General features: G+C 59.0%; 20 protein-coding genes. 12 read left to right on the plus strand and 8 right to left on the minus strand.

The window, feature by feature from the left end; genetic code table 11:
• Positions 1-202 precede the first annotated feature (202 nt).
• Positions 203-565 carry a hypothetical protein gene (locus tag GAL_RS01070; protein ID WP_024095760.1) on the plus strand — a complete coding sequence of 121 codons (363 nt, stop codon included), beginning with the start codon at positions 203-205 and terminating at the stop codon, positions 563-565.
• Positions 566-715: 150 nt separating this feature from the next.
• On the opposite strand, the gene GAL_RS01075 is transcribed toward GAL_RS01070, so the two are convergent.
• Positions 716-1,888 (minus strand): MalY/PatB family protein, encoded by a 1,173-nt coding sequence (locus GAL_RS01075; protein ID WP_024095761.1) that lies wholly within the window; start codon positions 1,886-1,888, stop codon positions 716-718.
• Between the two features lie 97 nt (positions 1,889-1,985).
• Between GAL_RS01075 and def (GAL_RS01080) the strand changes: the two genes are divergently transcribed.
• From def (GAL_RS01080) to GAL_RS22620, 5 genes are all read left to right on the plus strand, one after another.
• Positions 1,986-2,504, plus strand: a complete 519-nt coding sequence (gene def / locus GAL_RS01080; RefSeq protein ID WP_024095762.1) for a peptide deformylase — start codon at positions 1,986-1,988, stop codon at positions 2,502-2,504.
• Between the two features lie 71 nt (positions 2,505-2,575).
• Positions 2,576-3,085, plus strand: coding sequence for a peptide deformylase (def, locus tag GAL_RS01085; protein ID WP_024095763.1), 510 nt, complete (start codon positions 2,576-2,578; stop codon positions 3,083-3,085).
• Positions 3,082-3,579 carry a peptide deformylase gene (gene def, locus GAL_RS01090; RefSeq protein WP_024095764.1) on the plus strand — a complete coding sequence of 166 codons (498 nt, stop codon included), beginning with the start codon at positions 3,082-3,084 and terminating at the stop codon, positions 3,577-3,579. Before def (GAL_RS01085) ends, def (GAL_RS01090) begins: the two co-directional genes overlap by 4 nt.
• A gap of 69 nt (positions 3,580-3,648) precedes the next feature.
• On the plus strand, positions 3,649-4,554 hold the full coding sequence (fmt, locus tag GAL_RS01095) for a methionyl-tRNA formyltransferase (protein ID WP_024095765.1): 906 nt from the start codon (positions 3,649-3,651) through the stop codon (positions 4,552-4,554).
• 13 nt (positions 4,555-4,567) lie between these two features.
• Positions 4,568-4,744 carry a hypothetical protein gene (locus GAL_RS22620; protein WP_024095766.1) on the plus strand — a complete coding sequence of 59 codons (177 nt, stop codon included), beginning with the start codon at positions 4,568-4,570 and terminating at the stop codon, positions 4,742-4,744.
• 77 nt (positions 4,745-4,821) lie between these two features.
• On the opposite strand, the gene GAL_RS01100 is transcribed toward GAL_RS22620, so the two are convergent.
• The 7 genes from GAL_RS01100 to GAL_RS01130 form a co-directional block, all read right to left on the minus strand.
• Positions 4,822-5,445 carry a trimeric intracellular cation channel family protein gene (locus tag GAL_RS01100; RefSeq protein WP_024095767.1) on the minus strand — a complete coding sequence of 208 codons (624 nt, stop codon included), beginning with the start codon at positions 5,443-5,445 and terminating at the stop codon, positions 4,822-4,824.
• Positions 5,442-5,909, minus strand: a complete 468-nt coding sequence (gene rnhA, locus GAL_RS01105) for a ribonuclease HI (RefSeq protein ID WP_024095768.1) — start codon at positions 5,907-5,909, stop codon at positions 5,442-5,444. Before rnhA ends, GAL_RS01100 begins: the two co-directional genes overlap by 4 nt.
• Positions 5,902-6,501: a class I SAM-dependent DNA methyltransferase gene (locus GAL_RS01110; RefSeq protein WP_024095769.1), complete on the minus strand. Its 600-nt coding sequence runs from the start codon at positions 6,499-6,501 to the stop codon at positions 5,902-5,904. Before GAL_RS01110 ends, rnhA begins: the two co-directional genes overlap by 8 nt.
• Positions 6,498-6,950 carry a DUF3429 domain-containing protein gene (locus GAL_RS01115; protein WP_024095770.1) on the minus strand — a complete coding sequence of 151 codons (453 nt, stop codon included), beginning with the start codon at positions 6,948-6,950 and terminating at the stop codon, positions 6,498-6,500. The genes GAL_RS01110 and GAL_RS01115 overlap by 4 nt, the downstream gene beginning before the upstream one ends.
• Positions 6,947-7,564, minus strand: a complete 618-nt coding sequence (locus GAL_RS01120; RefSeq protein ID WP_024095771.1) for a LysE family translocator — start codon at positions 7,562-7,564, stop codon at positions 6,947-6,949. Before GAL_RS01120 ends, GAL_RS01115 begins: the two co-directional genes overlap by 4 nt.
• A 131-nt stretch (positions 7,565-7,695) precedes the next feature.
• Positions 7,696-8,646, minus strand: coding sequence for a 4-hydroxy-3-methylbut-2-enyl diphosphate reductase (ispH, locus tag GAL_RS01125; protein WP_024095772.1), 951 nt, complete (start codon positions 8,644-8,646; stop codon positions 7,696-7,698).
• A 185-nt stretch (positions 8,647-8,831) separates the two neighbouring features.
• Positions 8,832-9,401: a LabA-like NYN domain-containing protein gene (locus GAL_RS01130; protein ID WP_024095773.1), complete on the minus strand. Its 570-nt coding sequence runs from the start codon at positions 9,399-9,401 to the stop codon at positions 8,832-8,834.
• Between the two features lie 139 nt (positions 9,402-9,540).
• Here GAL_RS01130 and folK point away from each other — a divergent pair, with 139 nt between their 5' ends.
• The 6 genes from folK to acpS all read left to right on the plus strand — a co-directional run bounded on the left by folK (position 9,541) and on the right by acpS (position 14,769).
• Positions 9,541-10,110: a 2-amino-4-hydroxy-6-hydroxymethyldihydropteridine diphosphokinase gene (gene folK, locus GAL_RS01135; RefSeq protein WP_024095774.1), complete on the plus strand. Its 570-nt coding sequence runs from the start codon at positions 9,541-9,543 to the stop codon at positions 10,108-10,110.
• Between the two features lie 92 nt (positions 10,111-10,202).
• The gene (rpoZ, locus tag GAL_RS01140; RefSeq protein ID WP_024095775.1) at positions 10,203-10,556 is read left to right on the plus strand and encodes a DNA-directed RNA polymerase subunit omega; all 354 of its coding nucleotides are present in this window, start codon (positions 10,203-10,205) and stop codon (positions 10,554-10,556) included.
• A gap of 40 nt (positions 10,557-10,596) precedes the next feature.
• Positions 10,597-12,729, plus strand: coding sequence for a RelA/SpoT family protein (locus GAL_RS01145; protein WP_024095776.1), 2,133 nt, complete (start codon positions 10,597-10,599; stop codon positions 12,727-12,729).
• Between the two features lie 33 nt (positions 12,730-12,762).
• Positions 12,763-13,416 (plus strand): DUF2062 domain-containing protein, encoded by a 654-nt coding sequence (locus GAL_RS01150; protein ID WP_024095777.1) that lies wholly within the window; start codon positions 12,763-12,765, stop codon positions 13,414-13,416.
• 99 nt (positions 13,417-13,515) lie between these two features.
• Positions 13,516-14,277: a pyridoxine 5'-phosphate synthase gene (locus GAL_RS01155; protein ID WP_024095778.1), complete on the plus strand. Its 762-nt coding sequence runs from the start codon at positions 13,516-13,518 to the stop codon at positions 14,275-14,277.
• Positions 14,278-14,337: 60 nt separating this feature from the next.
• Positions 14,338-14,769 (plus strand): holo-ACP synthase, encoded by a 432-nt coding sequence (gene acpS / locus GAL_RS01160; protein ID WP_040104281.1) that lies wholly within the window; start codon positions 14,338-14,340, stop codon positions 14,767-14,769.
• Positions 14,770-14,828: the final 59 nt, after the last annotated feature.

Below are 14,828 nucleotides of genomic sequence, written 5' to 3' on the forward strand. Positions count from 1 at the left end.
GTTGGGGGAGCCACTGGTGCTTTGCTCTGGCGTATCTAAAGTGGTGCTGCGGCCAAAGCGTGGAAATGATTCAAAAAGTTCACTTGATTTTATCCTTTGTGCGTTCACACTTGTAAGGAACAGGGCAAAATGCCCACCTGCTCTGGCAGCCAGCCGCGCGGCGGTTGATGTCAGAGCGGTCTCAGATCGAAAGGTCACTGCCATGACGACATTTGTTCCCCAATCGGTACAGGACGCGCTGGATGCTGCGCGGCTCGATGGTATGAAAAACAAGAGCCGCTTGCGGGTGGCTGCGGATGATCATGTCTTCCCAGTGCTGCGCATGTGGAAGGACGGATTTTCGATAGAGGCGGCAGATGCGCCACAGCTGCGCGGGCTGGTCGATCTCTACGATGGAACCCGCCATTTGTCGCAATGCCTGATCGTGGCATCAGATGAAGAGGCGGGTGAAATGCGCTATGAGTTCAAGCGTGCGACGCCGGCGGCGGATCAGGCGCCACTGGATTTCTACCGCGCACCAGATGCGCCTGTTGCACTGATCGCACAGGACGATATGCGGCTGTAAGCATGGCTGGGCCTTGTCGCTTGCCTGACAAGCAAAATAAACCAGTAAGCCAATTGGAAAGGGGACCACGGTCAAGTGGTCTCCTTTTCGTATGGTGTTTCTAACTAGGGGCCGGTGCGACCGGGGCTGTTCCCGGTCACGACACCGCTGCTATTGCAGGTCGGAGAACGCGGCGCGCAGCCGTTCGCAGGCCTCTTCCACCCGCGCGCGTTGCGTGCCGAGGTTGAAACGCAGGAAAGTGTCGCCGCCAGTGCCAAAACTCGGACCGTGATTGGCGGCAATCTTGGCGCTCGTTTCTACCCGCTTGGTAAATTCCTCGCGGCTCATGCCGGTGCCAGAGAAATCGACCCAGGCGAGATAGGTCGCCTCCAGACGGGTGGAGCGTAGACCTGGAATTTCATTCACGGCAGCATCAAAAAGTTGGCGATTGCCATCCAGGTAGGGCACCAGCTCATCCACCCAAGCGGCCCCTTCCGGGGAGTAGGCTGCTGCCGTTGCCCATTGGCCGGGGGAATTCGGCGAGAGGGCCAGCGCCAGCATCCGGCGGGAGAATTGCGCACGCAGCTCGGGATCCGGAATGATCACCTGCCCCGTATGCATACCGGCAAAGTTGAAGGTTTTGGACGGCGCAGTCAGCATGAGCAGGCGATCCGTGATGTCCGGCGCCGCGTTCTGCATTGGGATATGTGTGGCACCGTCGAAGACCAGATCGTGATGAATTTCGTCCGACAACAGGATCAGATCGTGCCGCTTGGCAAAATCCGCAACGCCGCGCAGCTCTTCCTCGGTCCAGACACGGCCAACCGGATTATGTGGCGAGCAGAGGATGACCATTTTCTCGGTGCCGGTCATCTGCGCGTCATAAGCTGCAAAATCCATCTCGTAGCGCCCGTCGTTGACGGTCAGCTCGCATTCCACAACCTCACGCCCCGCATTGCGGATGACTTTGGCGAAGGCATGATAGACCGGTGTGAAGAGCACGATCCCGTCGCCCGGTTGGGTGTAGGTGTCCAGGCACATGCCGACGCCGTTCACCAAGCCTGTTGTGGTGAAAATCGCCTCCGGATCGACCGACCAGCCATGCCGGTTCTGCATCCACCAGCAGATCGCGGATCTATAGGGGCTATCGCAATTCACATAACCATAGACCCCGTGGTCTGCCATCTCACGCATTTTGTCGGTTACAACCGAGGGAACTGCGAAATCCATATCCGCAACCCACATCGACAGGCCCTCGTCGCGCGGGACATTGTAGAGATCCTCCATCATGTCCCACTTGATGCAATGTGTATTCCGGCGATCAATGATCTTGTCAAAATCCATGTCTGAACTCCCGTTGTTCAGGGGCGAAGCTAACGGCAATCCAGCCACGCGCAAGGGGGGCGTTGCAGGGCGGGCGTCAATGGCCTAAATCAGCGGCATGAAACGTCCGATCCTGATCCACCCTGATCCCCGCCTCAAGAAGGTTTGTGCAGCCGTGCCGGATATGTCCGACGCGTTGCGTACGCTGGCCGATGACATGTTGGAAACCATGTATGCCGCGCCGGGTATTGGTCTTGCTGCACCGCAGATCGGGGTGCTGGATCGGCTTATCGTGCTGGATTGCGTCAAGGAAGAGGACGGCCCTGCGCGCCCACTGGTCATGTTCAATCCCGAGGTGGTTGCCGCCTCTGATGAGAGCAATGTCTACGAGGAAGGGTGCCTGTCGATTCCCGATCAATACGCTGAGGTGACCCGCCCCAAGGTGGTTGAGGTCGAATGGATGGATCGCGATGGCAATGCTCAGCGCGAAACCTTCGATGGGCTTTGGGCCACCTGTGTCCAGCATGAGATCGACCATCTGAACGGCAAACTGTTTATCGACTATCTGAAACCGCTGAAGCGGCAGATGATTACGCGGAAGATGCAGAAATTGAAACGTGAGCGCGGGCGCAGCTGAACACCTCTCGCGAGGTTGGGACATAGTCCCCGCCTGAGTGGGGCGAATTCTGACAGGGAAAGGTGAACGAAATGACGGTTCTCCCTATCAGGGCTTGGCCCGATCCGGTGCTGAGCATGCGTGCAAGCCCGGTTGATGCCACAGAGGATGTGGCCGAACTAGCGCGTGATATGCTCGATACCATGTATGCCGCGCCGGGGCGTGGGTTGGCCGCGCCACAGGTCGGCGTATTGGCACGACTGTTCGTGATGGACACCACCTGGAAAGAAGGTGCGCGCGACCCGCTTGTCTGCATCAACCCGGACATCGTTGCGTTGTCGGAGGAGATGGCCACAATGTCAGAGGGCTGTTTGTCGATCGAAGGTGTCAGCCTTGATGTCACGCGCCCGGCCTGGGTCGATCTGGCCTGGAGTGATTTGGAAGGGGTCCGGCATCAACGCCGGTTTGAGGGATTCGCCGCAGCCTGCGTGCAACATGAATATGATCACCTTGAGGGGTGCGTAACCTTCGACAGGGTGTCCCCCACGGCGCGTGCTGCTGCCGTCGCTACCTATGAAACCTATCTGGAGACAACCCGATGACCGTGCGCCCTTGCCTGCCATGGCCCGACAAACATCTGCGCAGCCGTGCCGAGGAGGTCAGCGAAATCACTGATGCAACGCTCGCCCTCTGGCAGGACATGATCGACACAATGGAAGCGATGCCCGGTGTTGGTCTGGCCGCCAACCAGATCGGTGTTTTGCAACGGCTTGCGGTGGTAGATGGCTCCAGCGAGCGGGGGCGGGCAGTGCGTCTGGCCAACCCTGAGATTCTGCATGCCTCGGTCGCGCTGCGCGAGCATGAAGAAGCCAGCCCGAATCTGCCCGGCGTCTCGGCCAAGATCAAACGTCCCCGTGCGGTGACTGTGCGGTACATGGACGAAACCGGCGCCACGGTTGAGCGGGACTTTGTCGGGATTGAAGCCACCAGCGTGCAACACCAGATCGACCACCTGAACGGCAAAATGTATTTCGACAAGCTGTCGAAGGTGAAGCGCGATATGTTGATCCGCAAGGCGAAAAAGCTGAGTGGCTGAAGGTCAATCGGGGTTTCCCGAAGTTAGAGCCTATTTCGGGCGGGTAAATTCAGAGTGAAGGGGCGGCATATGCGTATTGTTTTTATGGGGACGCCAGATTTCTCCGTTCCGGTGCTCAATGCGTTGGTTGAGGCTGGCCACGATATTGCTGCCGTTTATTGTCAGCCACCTCGCCCGGCGGGGCGTGGCAAGAAAGACCGACCTACGCCGGTTCACGCCCGGGCGGATGCGCTTGGGCTTGCAGTGCGCCATCCGGTCAGCCTGAAGGATGCGCAGCAGCAGGCTGAGTTTGAAGCGCTGAACGCAGATGTGGCGGTTGTGGTTGCCTATGGCTTGATCTTGCCGCAGGCCGTGTTGGACGCGCCGCGCCAGGGGTGCCTCAACATCCACGCAAGCCTCCTGCCGCGCTGGCGTGGCGCGGCGCCGATCCACCGTGCGATCATGGCGGGGGATGCGCAGACCGGGGTGTGTATCATGCAGATGGAGGCCGGGTTGGATACCGGGCCAGTTCTGATGCGTGAGGCGACAGATATCGGCGCAGAGGAAACCACGGCTCAGTTACATGACCGCCTGTCTGAAATGGGTGCGGACCTGATCGTGCGGGCATTGACACAATTGACGGAGTTAACACCACAGGTGCAGCCGGACGATGGTGTGACCTACGCCCACAAGATCGACAAGGCGGAGGCCCACGTGGATTGGACACGCCCGGCGAGTGAGGTTGATCAGCAGATCCGCGGGCTGTCCCCATTTCCCGGGGCCTGGTGCGAAATTGACGGCCAGCGCGTGAAACTTCTGGCGTCACGTGTTGTCGATGGTACCGGGGCGGCGGGCAAAGTTCTGGATGACACCTTGCGGGTCGCCTGCGGTGAGGGCGCGGTTGAGCTGCTGAAGTTGCAGCGTGCGGGCAAGGGGGCACAGGAGCGAGAGATCTTCTTGCGCGGCTTTCCTGTCACTGCTGGCACACGGCTTTAAGGGGGGGTAGGCGATGTTTCTAGCTCTTTTCGGCAGCGTAGTGATTGCTGGGATTGTTGGCTACGTTGCGGAGAAAACTGGCTTCACTCAGAACGGCTATCTGTCTTCCATCATCATCTGTGTGGGCGGTGCCTTTCTGTTTCACTTTGTGGTGATCATGTTTGGCATCGGTTTTCGGGCACCGGGATGAAACGCAATCGTTGCCTCAATCGGTGCACTGATTATCGTGCCGTTTCATTGGCGCCGCTAAGGGGCTGAGAGACGGGATCAGCTGCGTGGCGGGCGCGAGCGATAGACCGGCAGATGCCAACCAAAGGTGATGGAGCCTGCCCGCAGAACCCAGCAGATCACTGCACAGGCCAACAGGGCCCAACGGGTCGGCAGGCCAAAGGCGATGCTGATCACGGCGGTGATCGCGCCAGCCATTGCGCAGGAGATATAAAGCTCCCCCTGCTTCAATACCAACGGCACCTCATTGCAGACGACATCCCGCATGAGCCCACCCAGCGTGCCGGTTGCCATGCCCATCAGAACCACGATCACGGGGGGCTGACCTGTCAGTAGGGCCGCCCCGGTACCGGCAGACACCGCCACTGCCAGTGCAAAACTGTCAAGCCATACAACCCAGCGCAACCGGCTCTCCACCAGATGGGCGGTGAAAAACACCAGCACCGCAGCAGCGGCCGCCAGCAGGATATTGGTGGAATCCCCAATCCAGAAAACCGGATGCCGATCCAATAGCAGGTCCCGTACCGTGCCCCCGCCGACAGCGGTCAGACAGGCCACGAAGGCAAAGCCAACGATATCCAGCTGCGCCCGACTGGCCACCAGCGCGCCAGAGGCCGCGAAGACCAGAACGGAGGCGTAGTCCAGAAGGGTGAGGATGGTCATGCTTTGGCTTTGCCGGGTTTGAAAGGGGCCATGCCTGCACGCGCGAGTTCGTCAGCGCGTTCGTTCTCGGGATGGCCTGCGTGGCCCTTGACCCATTCCCATGTGACATCATGCCGACGCTGAGCCTCATCCAGTCGCTGCCACAGCTCGACGTTTTTCACCGGTTTCTTCGAGGCGGTTTTCCAACCGTTGCGCTTCCAGCCATGAATCCACCCGGTGACGCCGTTCTTCACATATGCGGAATCGGTGACAACCGTAAGCGTGGACGGTCGCGCCAGGCTTTCAAGGGCATTGATCGCGGCGAGCAACTCCATCCGGTTGTTGGTTGTTTCGGCCTCGCCGCCGCTTAGTTCCTTTTCCTTGACGATGGTCTCGCCATCCATTGCCCGCAGCAACACCCCCCAGCCGCCGGGGCCAGGGTTGCCGGAGCAAGCGCCATCGGTGTAGGCGAACAGCTCAGCCATGACAGGCCACCGAAATCCAGCGTGCCATTGACCCGTCCAAACCGGCACTTTCGCCTGTGGTGCTGTTGGTGGGGGTGAAACCGGATGAGCCCAGCAGATCCTTCAATTCCTCGTCCTCGTAATAGGTGTAGAGCCGCCCAATGGCGTCCCGGGCCTCGCCCTTACCGAGCTTTAGCGCAATGTAAAAGGGGCCACCTGATCGCAGTGCTCGCCGGATGGCGCGCAAATGTCGGGGGAAGTCGGCGCGCGGGGCATGCAGCAGGCTGAAATTGGCCCAGACACCATCGTAGATGTCGATGCCGGTGAGCTCATCAAAGCTGGCAAGCTGGGTCTGAACCCCGGTGAGCTGATCCGCCAGCGCGATCATTTCAGCCGAAGCATCCATGGCAAGAGGGCGTAGACCGGTCGCAGCCATAACGGCGCTGGATGTGCCTGGGCCACAGCCCAAATCGAGCACGTGGCCACGGGGCGGGCAACTGGCGATGAATTCCTCAAGCCGCGGATCCTGCCGCAAGTGGACCTCGTTGCGGTCTGCATACTCCGCAGCCTTGCGGTTGTAGATTTCCAGAGTTGTGCGGTCCGGTTCGCTCATAGGTACAGGCCTACGGCCAAGCTGGCGATCACGATAGATGTGAGCAGCAGTCGCAGTTGCATCCACCATGATGGCGTCAGGCGCCAGACGGAGAAAGCATAGTCCAGAAGCAACAGCCCGGCGAAGCCGTAGATCAGGTTGATGCCTGCGCTGGTTGGGCCGCCGCCGGTCGTGAAAAACGCCCAGAGTGCGGGCAGCACCGACAGTGCATAGCCCGTTGTCGCCCGCACACCTGAGGTCTTGGTCGCAAATCCCCACAGCACACCGGACATGAAGCTCAGGATGACCGAGCCGTAGAACAGTTGCACATAGGGGCCAACGAACCGTGGCCCGAGATGGGTCGCGCCCCAGGCTTGTAGAGCGGGGTTCAGCGTGGTCAGGGCGCCCCAGACAAATGGCACCAGCCCTGCCAGTCCCAAGACGAGAGGTGCTGGCGGTATCCGGCTCACGCGCGTTCCATCGCCAATCGTGCCGCCAATGCGGCGAACAGCCCGGCAAAGCTGCGGTTGAGCCACTTCACCACTGTGTCGGATCCCAGGATCAGGTTGCGCGCTTGGGCCGCGAACAGGCCATAGAGCACAAACATCGCAAAGGTCATCGCCATGAAAATCAACCCAAGGACAACCATTTCCTGCGTTGCGGTTTCTGGAACGCCTGAGAGGAACGGGGGCAGAAGGGCCAGAAAGAACACGGAGAGCTTTGGGTTGAGAATGTTGATCATAGCCCCGCGCTTGGCAATTTTCATGCCTCGATCTCGCGCTGTGGGCGCATTCGACAGCGACAGGGCGCCATCCGTTTTCAGCATCTGCCACGCGAGATAGAGAAGATAGAGAACGCCCGCGATTTTTACCGTTTGAAACAGCACTGCGGAGGTATGCAGAACAGCTGCCAGCCCCAGTGTTGCCGCCGCCAGATGGGGCACAATGCCGAACGTGCAGCCAATCGCGGCGCAGATCGCGGCACGACGGCCCTGACCGAGGCCAAGCGCCAGCGTGTAGAGCACCCCGGTACCGGGCGCGAGAACGACAACAAATGCGGTAATCAGAAATTGCAGCGAAATCAAATGACTGGTCCTTTCAGGAATAAGGCTTCTCTGAGCAAGGATAATCGGCTGCCAATCAGTTGCAAGACAAAGAAAAGCCGCAGTGGGCGGAGCCCGCCGCGGGTATGTGTAAGGGGCTTTCGGAGGTTGGTTCAGGCGGTTTGCCGCAGGACGCGGGGAACCTTGAACTCGACCCGCTCAATAGCGGTTTCCACAAGTTCGACAGTGACATCAAATCGCTTACGGAAGGCGTCGATGACCTCATTCACCAGCAATTCAGGGGCTGAGGCTCCGGCAGTGATGGCCACCGAGGAAATTCCCTCAAGTGCGCGCCAGTCGATGTTTTCGGCGCGCTGCACCAGCTGTGCATATTGGCAGCCTGCCTTTGCGCCGACTTCGACAAGACGGCGGGAGTTCGACGAATTCGGCGCGCCGACCACCAGCAGGGCGTCTGCTTTGGGGGCGACTTCCTTGACCGCTTCCTGACGGTTTGTTGTGGCGTAGCAAATATCTTCCTTATGCGGGCCAACGATATTGGGGAAGCGTGCCTGCAGGGCTGCGACGATATCCTTGGTGTCATCCACAGACAGGGTCGTCTGGGTGACATAGGCCAAATTATCGGGGTCACGTACCGCCACGGTGGCCACATCATCGGGCGTTTCGACCAGCAGCACTTCTCCATCGGGCAGCTGCCCCATGGTGCCGATGGTCTCCGGATGGCCCTTATGACCAATCATGATCATCTGGAGGCCGTTTTCAGCATGACGCTGGGCTTCGATGTGGACCTTTGAGACCAGCGGGCATGTCGCATCGACATAGATCATCTGGCGCCGATCGGCTTCTGCTGGAATAGACTTCGGCACACCATGGGCGGAAAAGATCACCGGGCGGTCATCAGGGCATTCGTCCAGCTCTTCGACAAAAACAGCGCCCTTATCCCGCAGCCCATCCACCACGTATTTGTTGTGAACGATCTCATGGCGCACATAGACCGGCGCCCCCCATTTCTCGAGCGCCATTTCAACGATTTTAATGGCCCGGTCGACACCGGCACAGAAACCGCGTGGTGCGGCTAGGTATAGCGTCAGGGGTGGCTTGGTCATCGCGGTCTCCTTACCGCTCAGAGCTAGGACGTTCTGTCGGCAAGGTCCAGTGCTGCACAGCGGACTTGTGCTGCTGATGTGTCAAAATGCGCGCGCCGCACAAACGAAAGCCCGCAGCCAGTGAGTAGCACTGCTGCGGGCTGTGTCTGCCATGTCCGAAGCGCGTCGTCGGCGCCAGATTGATATCAGCCGCTTGCGGTTGACACCGAACGCGGATCGCTTTGTTCGCGGGGGGGGCGACCAATCACGTCCTTCAACTCTTCCAGTTCGATGAAATTGTCGGCCTGACGGCGCAACTCGTCGGAGATCATCGGTGGCTGGCTGCGAATGGTGGAGACCACGGAAACCCGTACGCCCTGCCGCTGCAAACTGGCGATGAGGGGGCGAAAATCACCGTCGCCGGAAAACAGCACGATATGATCCACGCGTGGCGCCAGTTCCATGGCATCGACCGTCAGTTCGATATCCATATTCCCCTTCACCTTTCGGCGACCCATGCTGTCGGTATACTCTTTGGCCGGTTTGGTCACCATGGTGAAGCCGTTGTAATGCAACCAATCCACCAAAGGCCGGATGGGAGAGTACTCATCATTTTCCAGCAGGGCCGTGTAGTAAAAGGCGCGCAGAAGCTTGCCCCGGCGCATAAATTCCTGCCTGAGCAACTTGTAATCGATGTCAAACCCCAGCGCCTTTGCGGCGGCGTAAAGGTTCGAGCCATCGATGAACAGCGCAAGCCGTTCGTCCTTGTAAAACATCAAATATGTCCTTCCGGTAGGTCCGTCCCAGCAGTGAGGTTCCGTGAGTGAATGCTGAAATACGCTAAAACGGGTGGACTTAATGTAGGTTATTTGACATTTGCCGCAAGTGTGTCGGGATTAAGAAACGAGGGCAAAAATGACCGAAATCCGGTCAGAGGCGCTTATTGCCATGGGGGGAAACCTGCCTATCGGCGAGCAGTCGGTGGTCCATACCCTCATAGGGGCTGTTGAGCAGTTGTCCGAATCAGACATCCGGCTGGCGGCGGTATCGCGGTTCTATCGTACGCCCTGTTTTCCGGCCGGGTCCGGTCCTGACTATGTGAACGCAGCGATTGCGATACGCACAAATCTGTCGCCGCGTGCCTTACTTGATCTGTTGCATCAGGTTGAGGCAGACTTTGCCCGCCGTCGCGTGCAGCGCTGGGGCATGCGGACGCTGGATCTGGACCTGATCGCCTATGATGATCTGATCTGTCCGAATGTGGCCACCTTTGAACGTTGGAAAGATCTGCCGCTTGATCAACAAATGCAGGAGGCACCGGGTCAGATGCTGATACCGCACCCACGGCTTCAGGATCGCGGCTTTGTCCTCGTGCCGTTGCAGGATATCGCACCGGATTGGCGGCACCCGATTCTCGGTCAGACGGTCCGTGAGCTCTGCGCTGCGCTGCCAATGTCGGATTTGAGTGAGATTTCCCCGGTCTGAGCCGCCAATGCGCCCCATTCGGCGCTTGTCAAGAGAAAGCTTTGGTTTTAGAAGTCACCCTTCTGGACTTATTTTGATTTGGAGAGTCGCCCATGGCCCGCGTGACGGTTGAAGACTGCGTAGACAAGGTTCCCAACCGCTTTGAGCTGGTGATGCTCGCCGCGCATCGTGCGCGTGAGATTTCGGCCGGCGCCGCGCTGACGGTTGAGCGGGACAACGACAAGAACCCTGTCGTATCCCTGCGCGAAATCGCTGACGAAACCCAGAGCGCCGACTCTCTGCGCGAGCGTCTGATCGAAAGCAATCAGACCCAGATCGAAGTGGATGAGCCGGAAGATGATTCCATGGCCCTGCTGATGGGTGCGGAGAATGACAAACCCGCCTCCGATGATATGTCGGAAGAGAAACTGCTGCGTGCGCTGATGGAGGCGCAAGGGCAGGGCTGAGACGTCGCAAGACATAGTGAGCTGAGGCTGCGGACCGGAAATGATTTCACCAGAAGATCTGATTGCTCTGGTCCGCAACTACAATCCCCGGACTAATGCGGACAGGATCGCCGATGCCTATGCGTTCGGTGAGCAGATGCACGATGGGCAGTTTCGCCATTCGGGCGAACCCTATTTCACCCATCCCGTATCAGTCGCGGCCATCCTGACCGAACAGCGGCTGGATGATGCCACCATCATCACCGCCCTGCTGCACGACACCATCGAAGATACCAAAGCTTCCTACGATGAAATCTCCACGCGGTTCGGGGATGAGGTGGCAATGCTGGTTGATGGTGTGACCAAGCTGACAAACCTGCAGCTGTCCAGCCGCGAAACCAAACAGGCCGAGAATTTCCGCAAACTGTTTATGGCGATGTCGAAAGACCTGCGGGTCATTCTCGTCAAACTCGCCGACCGTCTGCACAATATGCGGACCATCAAGGCCATGCGCCCGGACAAGCAGGCCCAAAAAGCGCGCGAGACCATGGATATCTATGCGCCGCTGGCAGGTCGTATGGGGATGCAATGGATGCGCGAAGAGCTGGAAGATCTGGCCTTTCGTGTGCTCAACCCCGAAGGGCGCCAATCCATTATCCGCCGCTTTGTCACGTTGCAGCGCGAAACCGGTGACGTGATCCACCGCATCACCGGCGACATGCGGGCGGAGCTTGAAAAGACCGGGATTGAGGCCGAAGTTTTCGGCCGCGCAAAAAAACCCTATTCCATCTGGCGCAAGATGCAGGAGAAAGATCAGGGCTTTTCGCGTCTCTCTGATATCTACGGGTTCCGCATCATCACGGCGAGTGAGGAAGACTGCTACCGCGCGCTGGGAGCGATCCATCAGCGCTGGCGGGCGGTACCCGGCCGCTTCAAAGACTACATCAGCCAGCCAAAATCCAACGGGTATCGGTCAATCCACGCGACGGTTTCCGGGCGTGATGGCAAGCGCGTTGAGGTGCAGATTCGCACACGCCAGATGCACGATGTGGCCGAAACCGGTGTGGCGGCGCATTGGTCATACCGTGATGGTGTGCGATCCGAGAACCCCTTTGCTGTTGATCCGGCAAAGTGGATTGCGTCCCTCACGGAACAGTTCGACGCGGAGGAGGATCACGATGAGTTCCTCGAAGCGGTCAAGCTGGAGATGTATTCGGATCAGGTGTTCTGCTTCACACCCAAGGGGGATGTGATCAAACTGCCCAAAGGGGCGACGCCGATCGACTACGCCTATGCGATCCACACCCGCATCGGGCATGCCTGCGTAGGGGCCAAGGTGGATGCGATCCGCGTGCCGCTCTGGACCCGTTTGCGCAATGGCCAGTCGGTTGAGATCATCACTGCTGAGGGGCAGACCCCGCAGGTGAGTTGGTTGGACATTGCGACCACCGGCAAGGCACGCACCGCGATCCGCCGCGCCCTGCGTGAAGCGGACCGGGCCCGATTTGTGAAACTGGGCCATGAGCTAGCACGCTCTGCTTTTGAACATGTTGGCCGCAAAGCCACGGATAAGGCGCTGGAAACAGCGGCGCGCGCTCTACGTGTCAGTACGGTGGATGAATTGTTGGCCCGTTTGGGTGCGGCCGTTCTCACTGCTCATGATGTGGTTCAGGCCGTCTATCCGGAGTTGGCCGCAGACGACAGTGATGAAGTGCCTCCTCGCAGGGCAGTAATTGGTCTTGAGCCGGGGCAGAGCTTTGAGCGTGCGCCCTGTTGTCAGCCCTTGCCGGGCGAGCGGATCATTGGCATCACCTACCGCGGGCGTGGTGTTGTGGTGCATTCCGCAGATTGTGACGCGCTGGGAGAGGTGGAGGACCAGCCCGAACGCTGGGTTGATCTGCATTGGCATAGCGGCACCCACCCGGCGGTTTATGGTGTGACGCTGGAACTGACGATTGGCAATGATGCCGGTGTTCTGGGGCGCATTTGCACGTTGATCGGTGAGAAAAAGGCCAATATCTCAGACCTTGAATTTGTCGATCGGAAACCAGACTTTTACCGGCTGATGATTAATGTCGAACTGAGGGATGTGGAACAGCTGCATTCTCTGATGTTGATGCTGGAAGCCGAGAGCGATGTCGCTGCCGTTGCTCGGTTCCGCGATTTGCCGGAAAGCCGCCCAAAGTTAGGGTAGCCGTTCAGCAGGATTTGGGAAGGACGCGTATCTTTGGTATTCAGGCGCCGTGATAGACGTCCGCCTCTGCGCGCGGTTGCCGATTTTCTGTGGCCACGTGGCGGCTGGGGACGCGCGTTTCACTATGTGAAGCACCGTGTGCGCCGTCTGCCCGACTCGCCGGAGCGGATTGCTCGTGGGGTCTGGGCTGGCGTCTTCACCACATTTACCCCGTTCTATGGCATGCACTTCGTTGTGGCAGCGATCATCGCGCGGCTGATGAACGGCAACATTCTGGCGGCTCTTAGTGGCACTTTTTTTGGAAATCCACTCACCTATGTGCCGATTGGCGTCGCCTCTCTGCAGACGGGGCATTGGATTCTGGGAACCGAATTCGATGCCGACGTGGACAAATCACTGGTCGGGAAATTCTTGGCTGCGGGCAGCGATCTTTTTGACAACCTCATTGCGTTGGTCACTGATCGTCCGGCTGACTGGCAGGGGCTGACCCTGTTCTATCACGATGTGTTCTACCCCTATCTTGTCGGCGGCGTCATCCCGGGCATCATCACGGCAACCGTCTGCTATATGCTGAGCGTGCCGGTGATCCGGGCCTATCAGCAGCGCCGCCGGGCGAAGATCAAGGCGAAGTTCGACATTATCAAGAAACGCGCCTCCTTGGACGAGGCAAACGACAGTGATCGTTAACCATCCGTATGTCAGCGTGATTTGGTGCTTTCCGGGCTTGCTCTTGGTCTCTTAGCCCCTAGTGTCAGGCAAAAGGCACTCAATCGGGAACGGCATTCCATGGCACAGACTTCCTCACAAAACACAGGCTTGCGACTTGGTGTGAACATCGACCACGTCGCCACTGTACGCAACGCGCGCGGCGGTTTGGCGCCGGACCCAGTTCGGGCGGCAAAATTGGCCGAGGAGGCCGGTGCTGACGGGATCACCGCGCATCTGCGGGAGGATCGTCGCCACATCACGGATCGCGATATTGACGGGCTGATGGAGGCACTGAGCGTGCCGTTGAACTTTGAGATGGCCGCCACCGAAGAGATGCAGAAAATCGCTCTGCGTCATAAACCCCATGCGGTGTGCATCGTGCCGGAAAAACGCGAAGAGCGCACCACCGAGGGGGGGCTGGAAGTGGCCCGCGAGGAAAACAAACTGGCGCATTATATTGCTCCGCTGCGTGATGCAGGCTGCCGGGTGTCGATTTTCATCGCTGCGGATCAGCGCCAGATCGAAGCGGCGCATCGCATTGGCGCCGAGGTCATTGAGCTGCACACCGGGGCCTATTGCGATGCCCATGCTGAGGGCGATTTTGCCAAGCGTGATGCGGAGCTGGCCGCTCTGCGCGAGATGTCGAGCTTTGCTCAGTCCTTGGGGTTGGAGGTCCATGCGGGTCATGGTCTTACCTATGATTGTGTGCAGCCCATCGCCGCTTTCCCCGAGGTGCGAGAGTTAAACATTGGACATTTCCTGATTGGCGAGTCGATCTTCAGGGGGCTGACCCCGGCCATTGCTGAGATGCGTCGTCTCATGGATGAGGCACGCGGCTGATCGGTTTTTGCAGCAACGGCAGCTCTTGCCAGTTTGGGTCAGATGGCATTTGATCGCCGCATGATCCTTGGCGTTGGCACTGACTTGGCAAATATCGAGCGTATTCAGCGCACGTTGGACCGGTTCGGTGACCGGTTCAAAAATCGCGTCTTCACGGAGATTGAACAGCGTAAGGCGGAGCGGCGGTTAGATGTTGCCGGGACCTATGCCAAACGCTGGGCGGCCAAAGAGGCCTGTTCCAAGGCGCTTGGAACTGGGCTGCGTATGGGAATCGCCTGGAAGGACATGGCGGTGTCCAATCTGCGGACGGGTCAGCCTGTCATGCATGTTACGGGCTGGGCCGCCGACCGACTGGCCAAGATGACCCCGCCCGGCCATCAGGCCATCATTCATGTGACTTTGACCGATGATCACCCTTGGGCACAGGCTTTTGTGGTGATTGAGGCGCGTGCAATCGTCACTGAGCCGCCTGCAACGCCGGGCGATGCTTGACTTACCCGGATCGGCCCCGCATGTAGCGCCGGACCCTTGTTTACAGTTAGACCGGAGAG

The sequence above is a fragment of the Phaeobacter gallaeciensis DSM 26640 genome, from assembly GCF_000511385.1.
Taxonomy (GTDB): domain Bacteria; phylum Pseudomonadota; class Alphaproteobacteria; order Rhodobacterales; family Rhodobacteraceae; genus Phaeobacter; species Phaeobacter gallaeciensis.

Excerpts from the sequence above, each read along its gene's own strand:
- GAL_RS01130 (WP_024095773.1), bottom strand. The coding sequence starts at position 9,401 with ATGTTTTACAAGGACGAACGGCTTGCGCTGTTCATCGATGGCTCGAAC.
- GAL_RS01110 (WP_024095769.1), bottom strand. The coding sequence starts at position 6,501 with ATGAGCGAACCGGACCGCACAACTCTGGAAATCTACAACCGCAAGGCT.
- def (WP_024095762.1), top strand. The coding sequence starts at position 1,986 with ATGAAACGTCCGATCCTGATCCACCCTGATCCCCGCCTCAAGAAGGTT.
- fmt (WP_024095765.1), top strand. The coding sequence starts at position 3,649 with ATGCGTATTGTTTTTATGGGGACGCCAGATTTCTCCGTTCCGGTGCTC.
- GAL_RS01145 (WP_024095776.1), top strand. The coding sequence starts at position 10,597 with ATGATTTCACCAGAAGATCTGATTGCTCTGGTCCGCAACTACAATCCC.
- GAL_RS01075 (WP_024095761.1), bottom strand. The coding sequence starts at position 1,888 with ATGGATTTTGACAAGATCATTGATCGCCGGAATACACATTGCATCAAG.
- GAL_RS22620 (WP_024095766.1), top strand. The coding sequence starts at position 4,568 with ATGTTTCTAGCTCTTTTCGGCAGCGTAGTGATTGCTGGGATTGTTGGC.
- acpS (WP_040104281.1), top strand. The coding sequence starts at position 14,338 with ATGATCCTTGGCGTTGGCACTGACTTGGCAAATATCGAGCGTATTCAG.
- ispH (WP_024095772.1), bottom strand. The coding sequence starts at position 8,646 with ATGACCAAGCCACCCCTGACGCTATACCTAGCCGCACCACGCGGTTTC.
- GAL_RS01070 (WP_024095760.1), top strand. The coding sequence starts at position 203 with ATGACGACATTTGTTCCCCAATCGGTACAGGACGCGCTGGATGCTGCG.
- GAL_RS01155 (WP_024095778.1), top strand. The coding sequence starts at position 13,516 with ATGGCACAGACTTCCTCACAAAACACAGGCTTGCGACTTGGTGTGAAC.
- def (WP_024095764.1), top strand. The coding sequence starts at position 3,082 with ATGACCGTGCGCCCTTGCCTGCCATGGCCCGACAAACATCTGCGCAGC.
- rnhA (WP_024095768.1), bottom strand. The coding sequence starts at position 5,909 with ATGGCTGAGCTGTTCGCCTACACCGATGGCGCTTGCTCCGGCAACCCT.
- def (WP_024095763.1), top strand. The coding sequence starts at position 2,576 with ATGACGGTTCTCCCTATCAGGGCTTGGCCCGATCCGGTGCTGAGCATG.
- folK (WP_024095774.1), top strand. The coding sequence starts at position 9,541 with ATGACCGAAATCCGGTCAGAGGCGCTTATTGCCATGGGGGGAAACCTG.
- GAL_RS01100 (WP_024095767.1), bottom strand. The coding sequence starts at position 5,445 with ATGACCATCCTCACCCTTCTGGACTACGCCTCCGTTCTGGTCTTCGCG.
- rpoZ (WP_024095775.1), top strand. The coding sequence starts at position 10,203 with ATGGCCCGCGTGACGGTTGAAGACTGCGTAGACAAGGTTCCCAACCGC.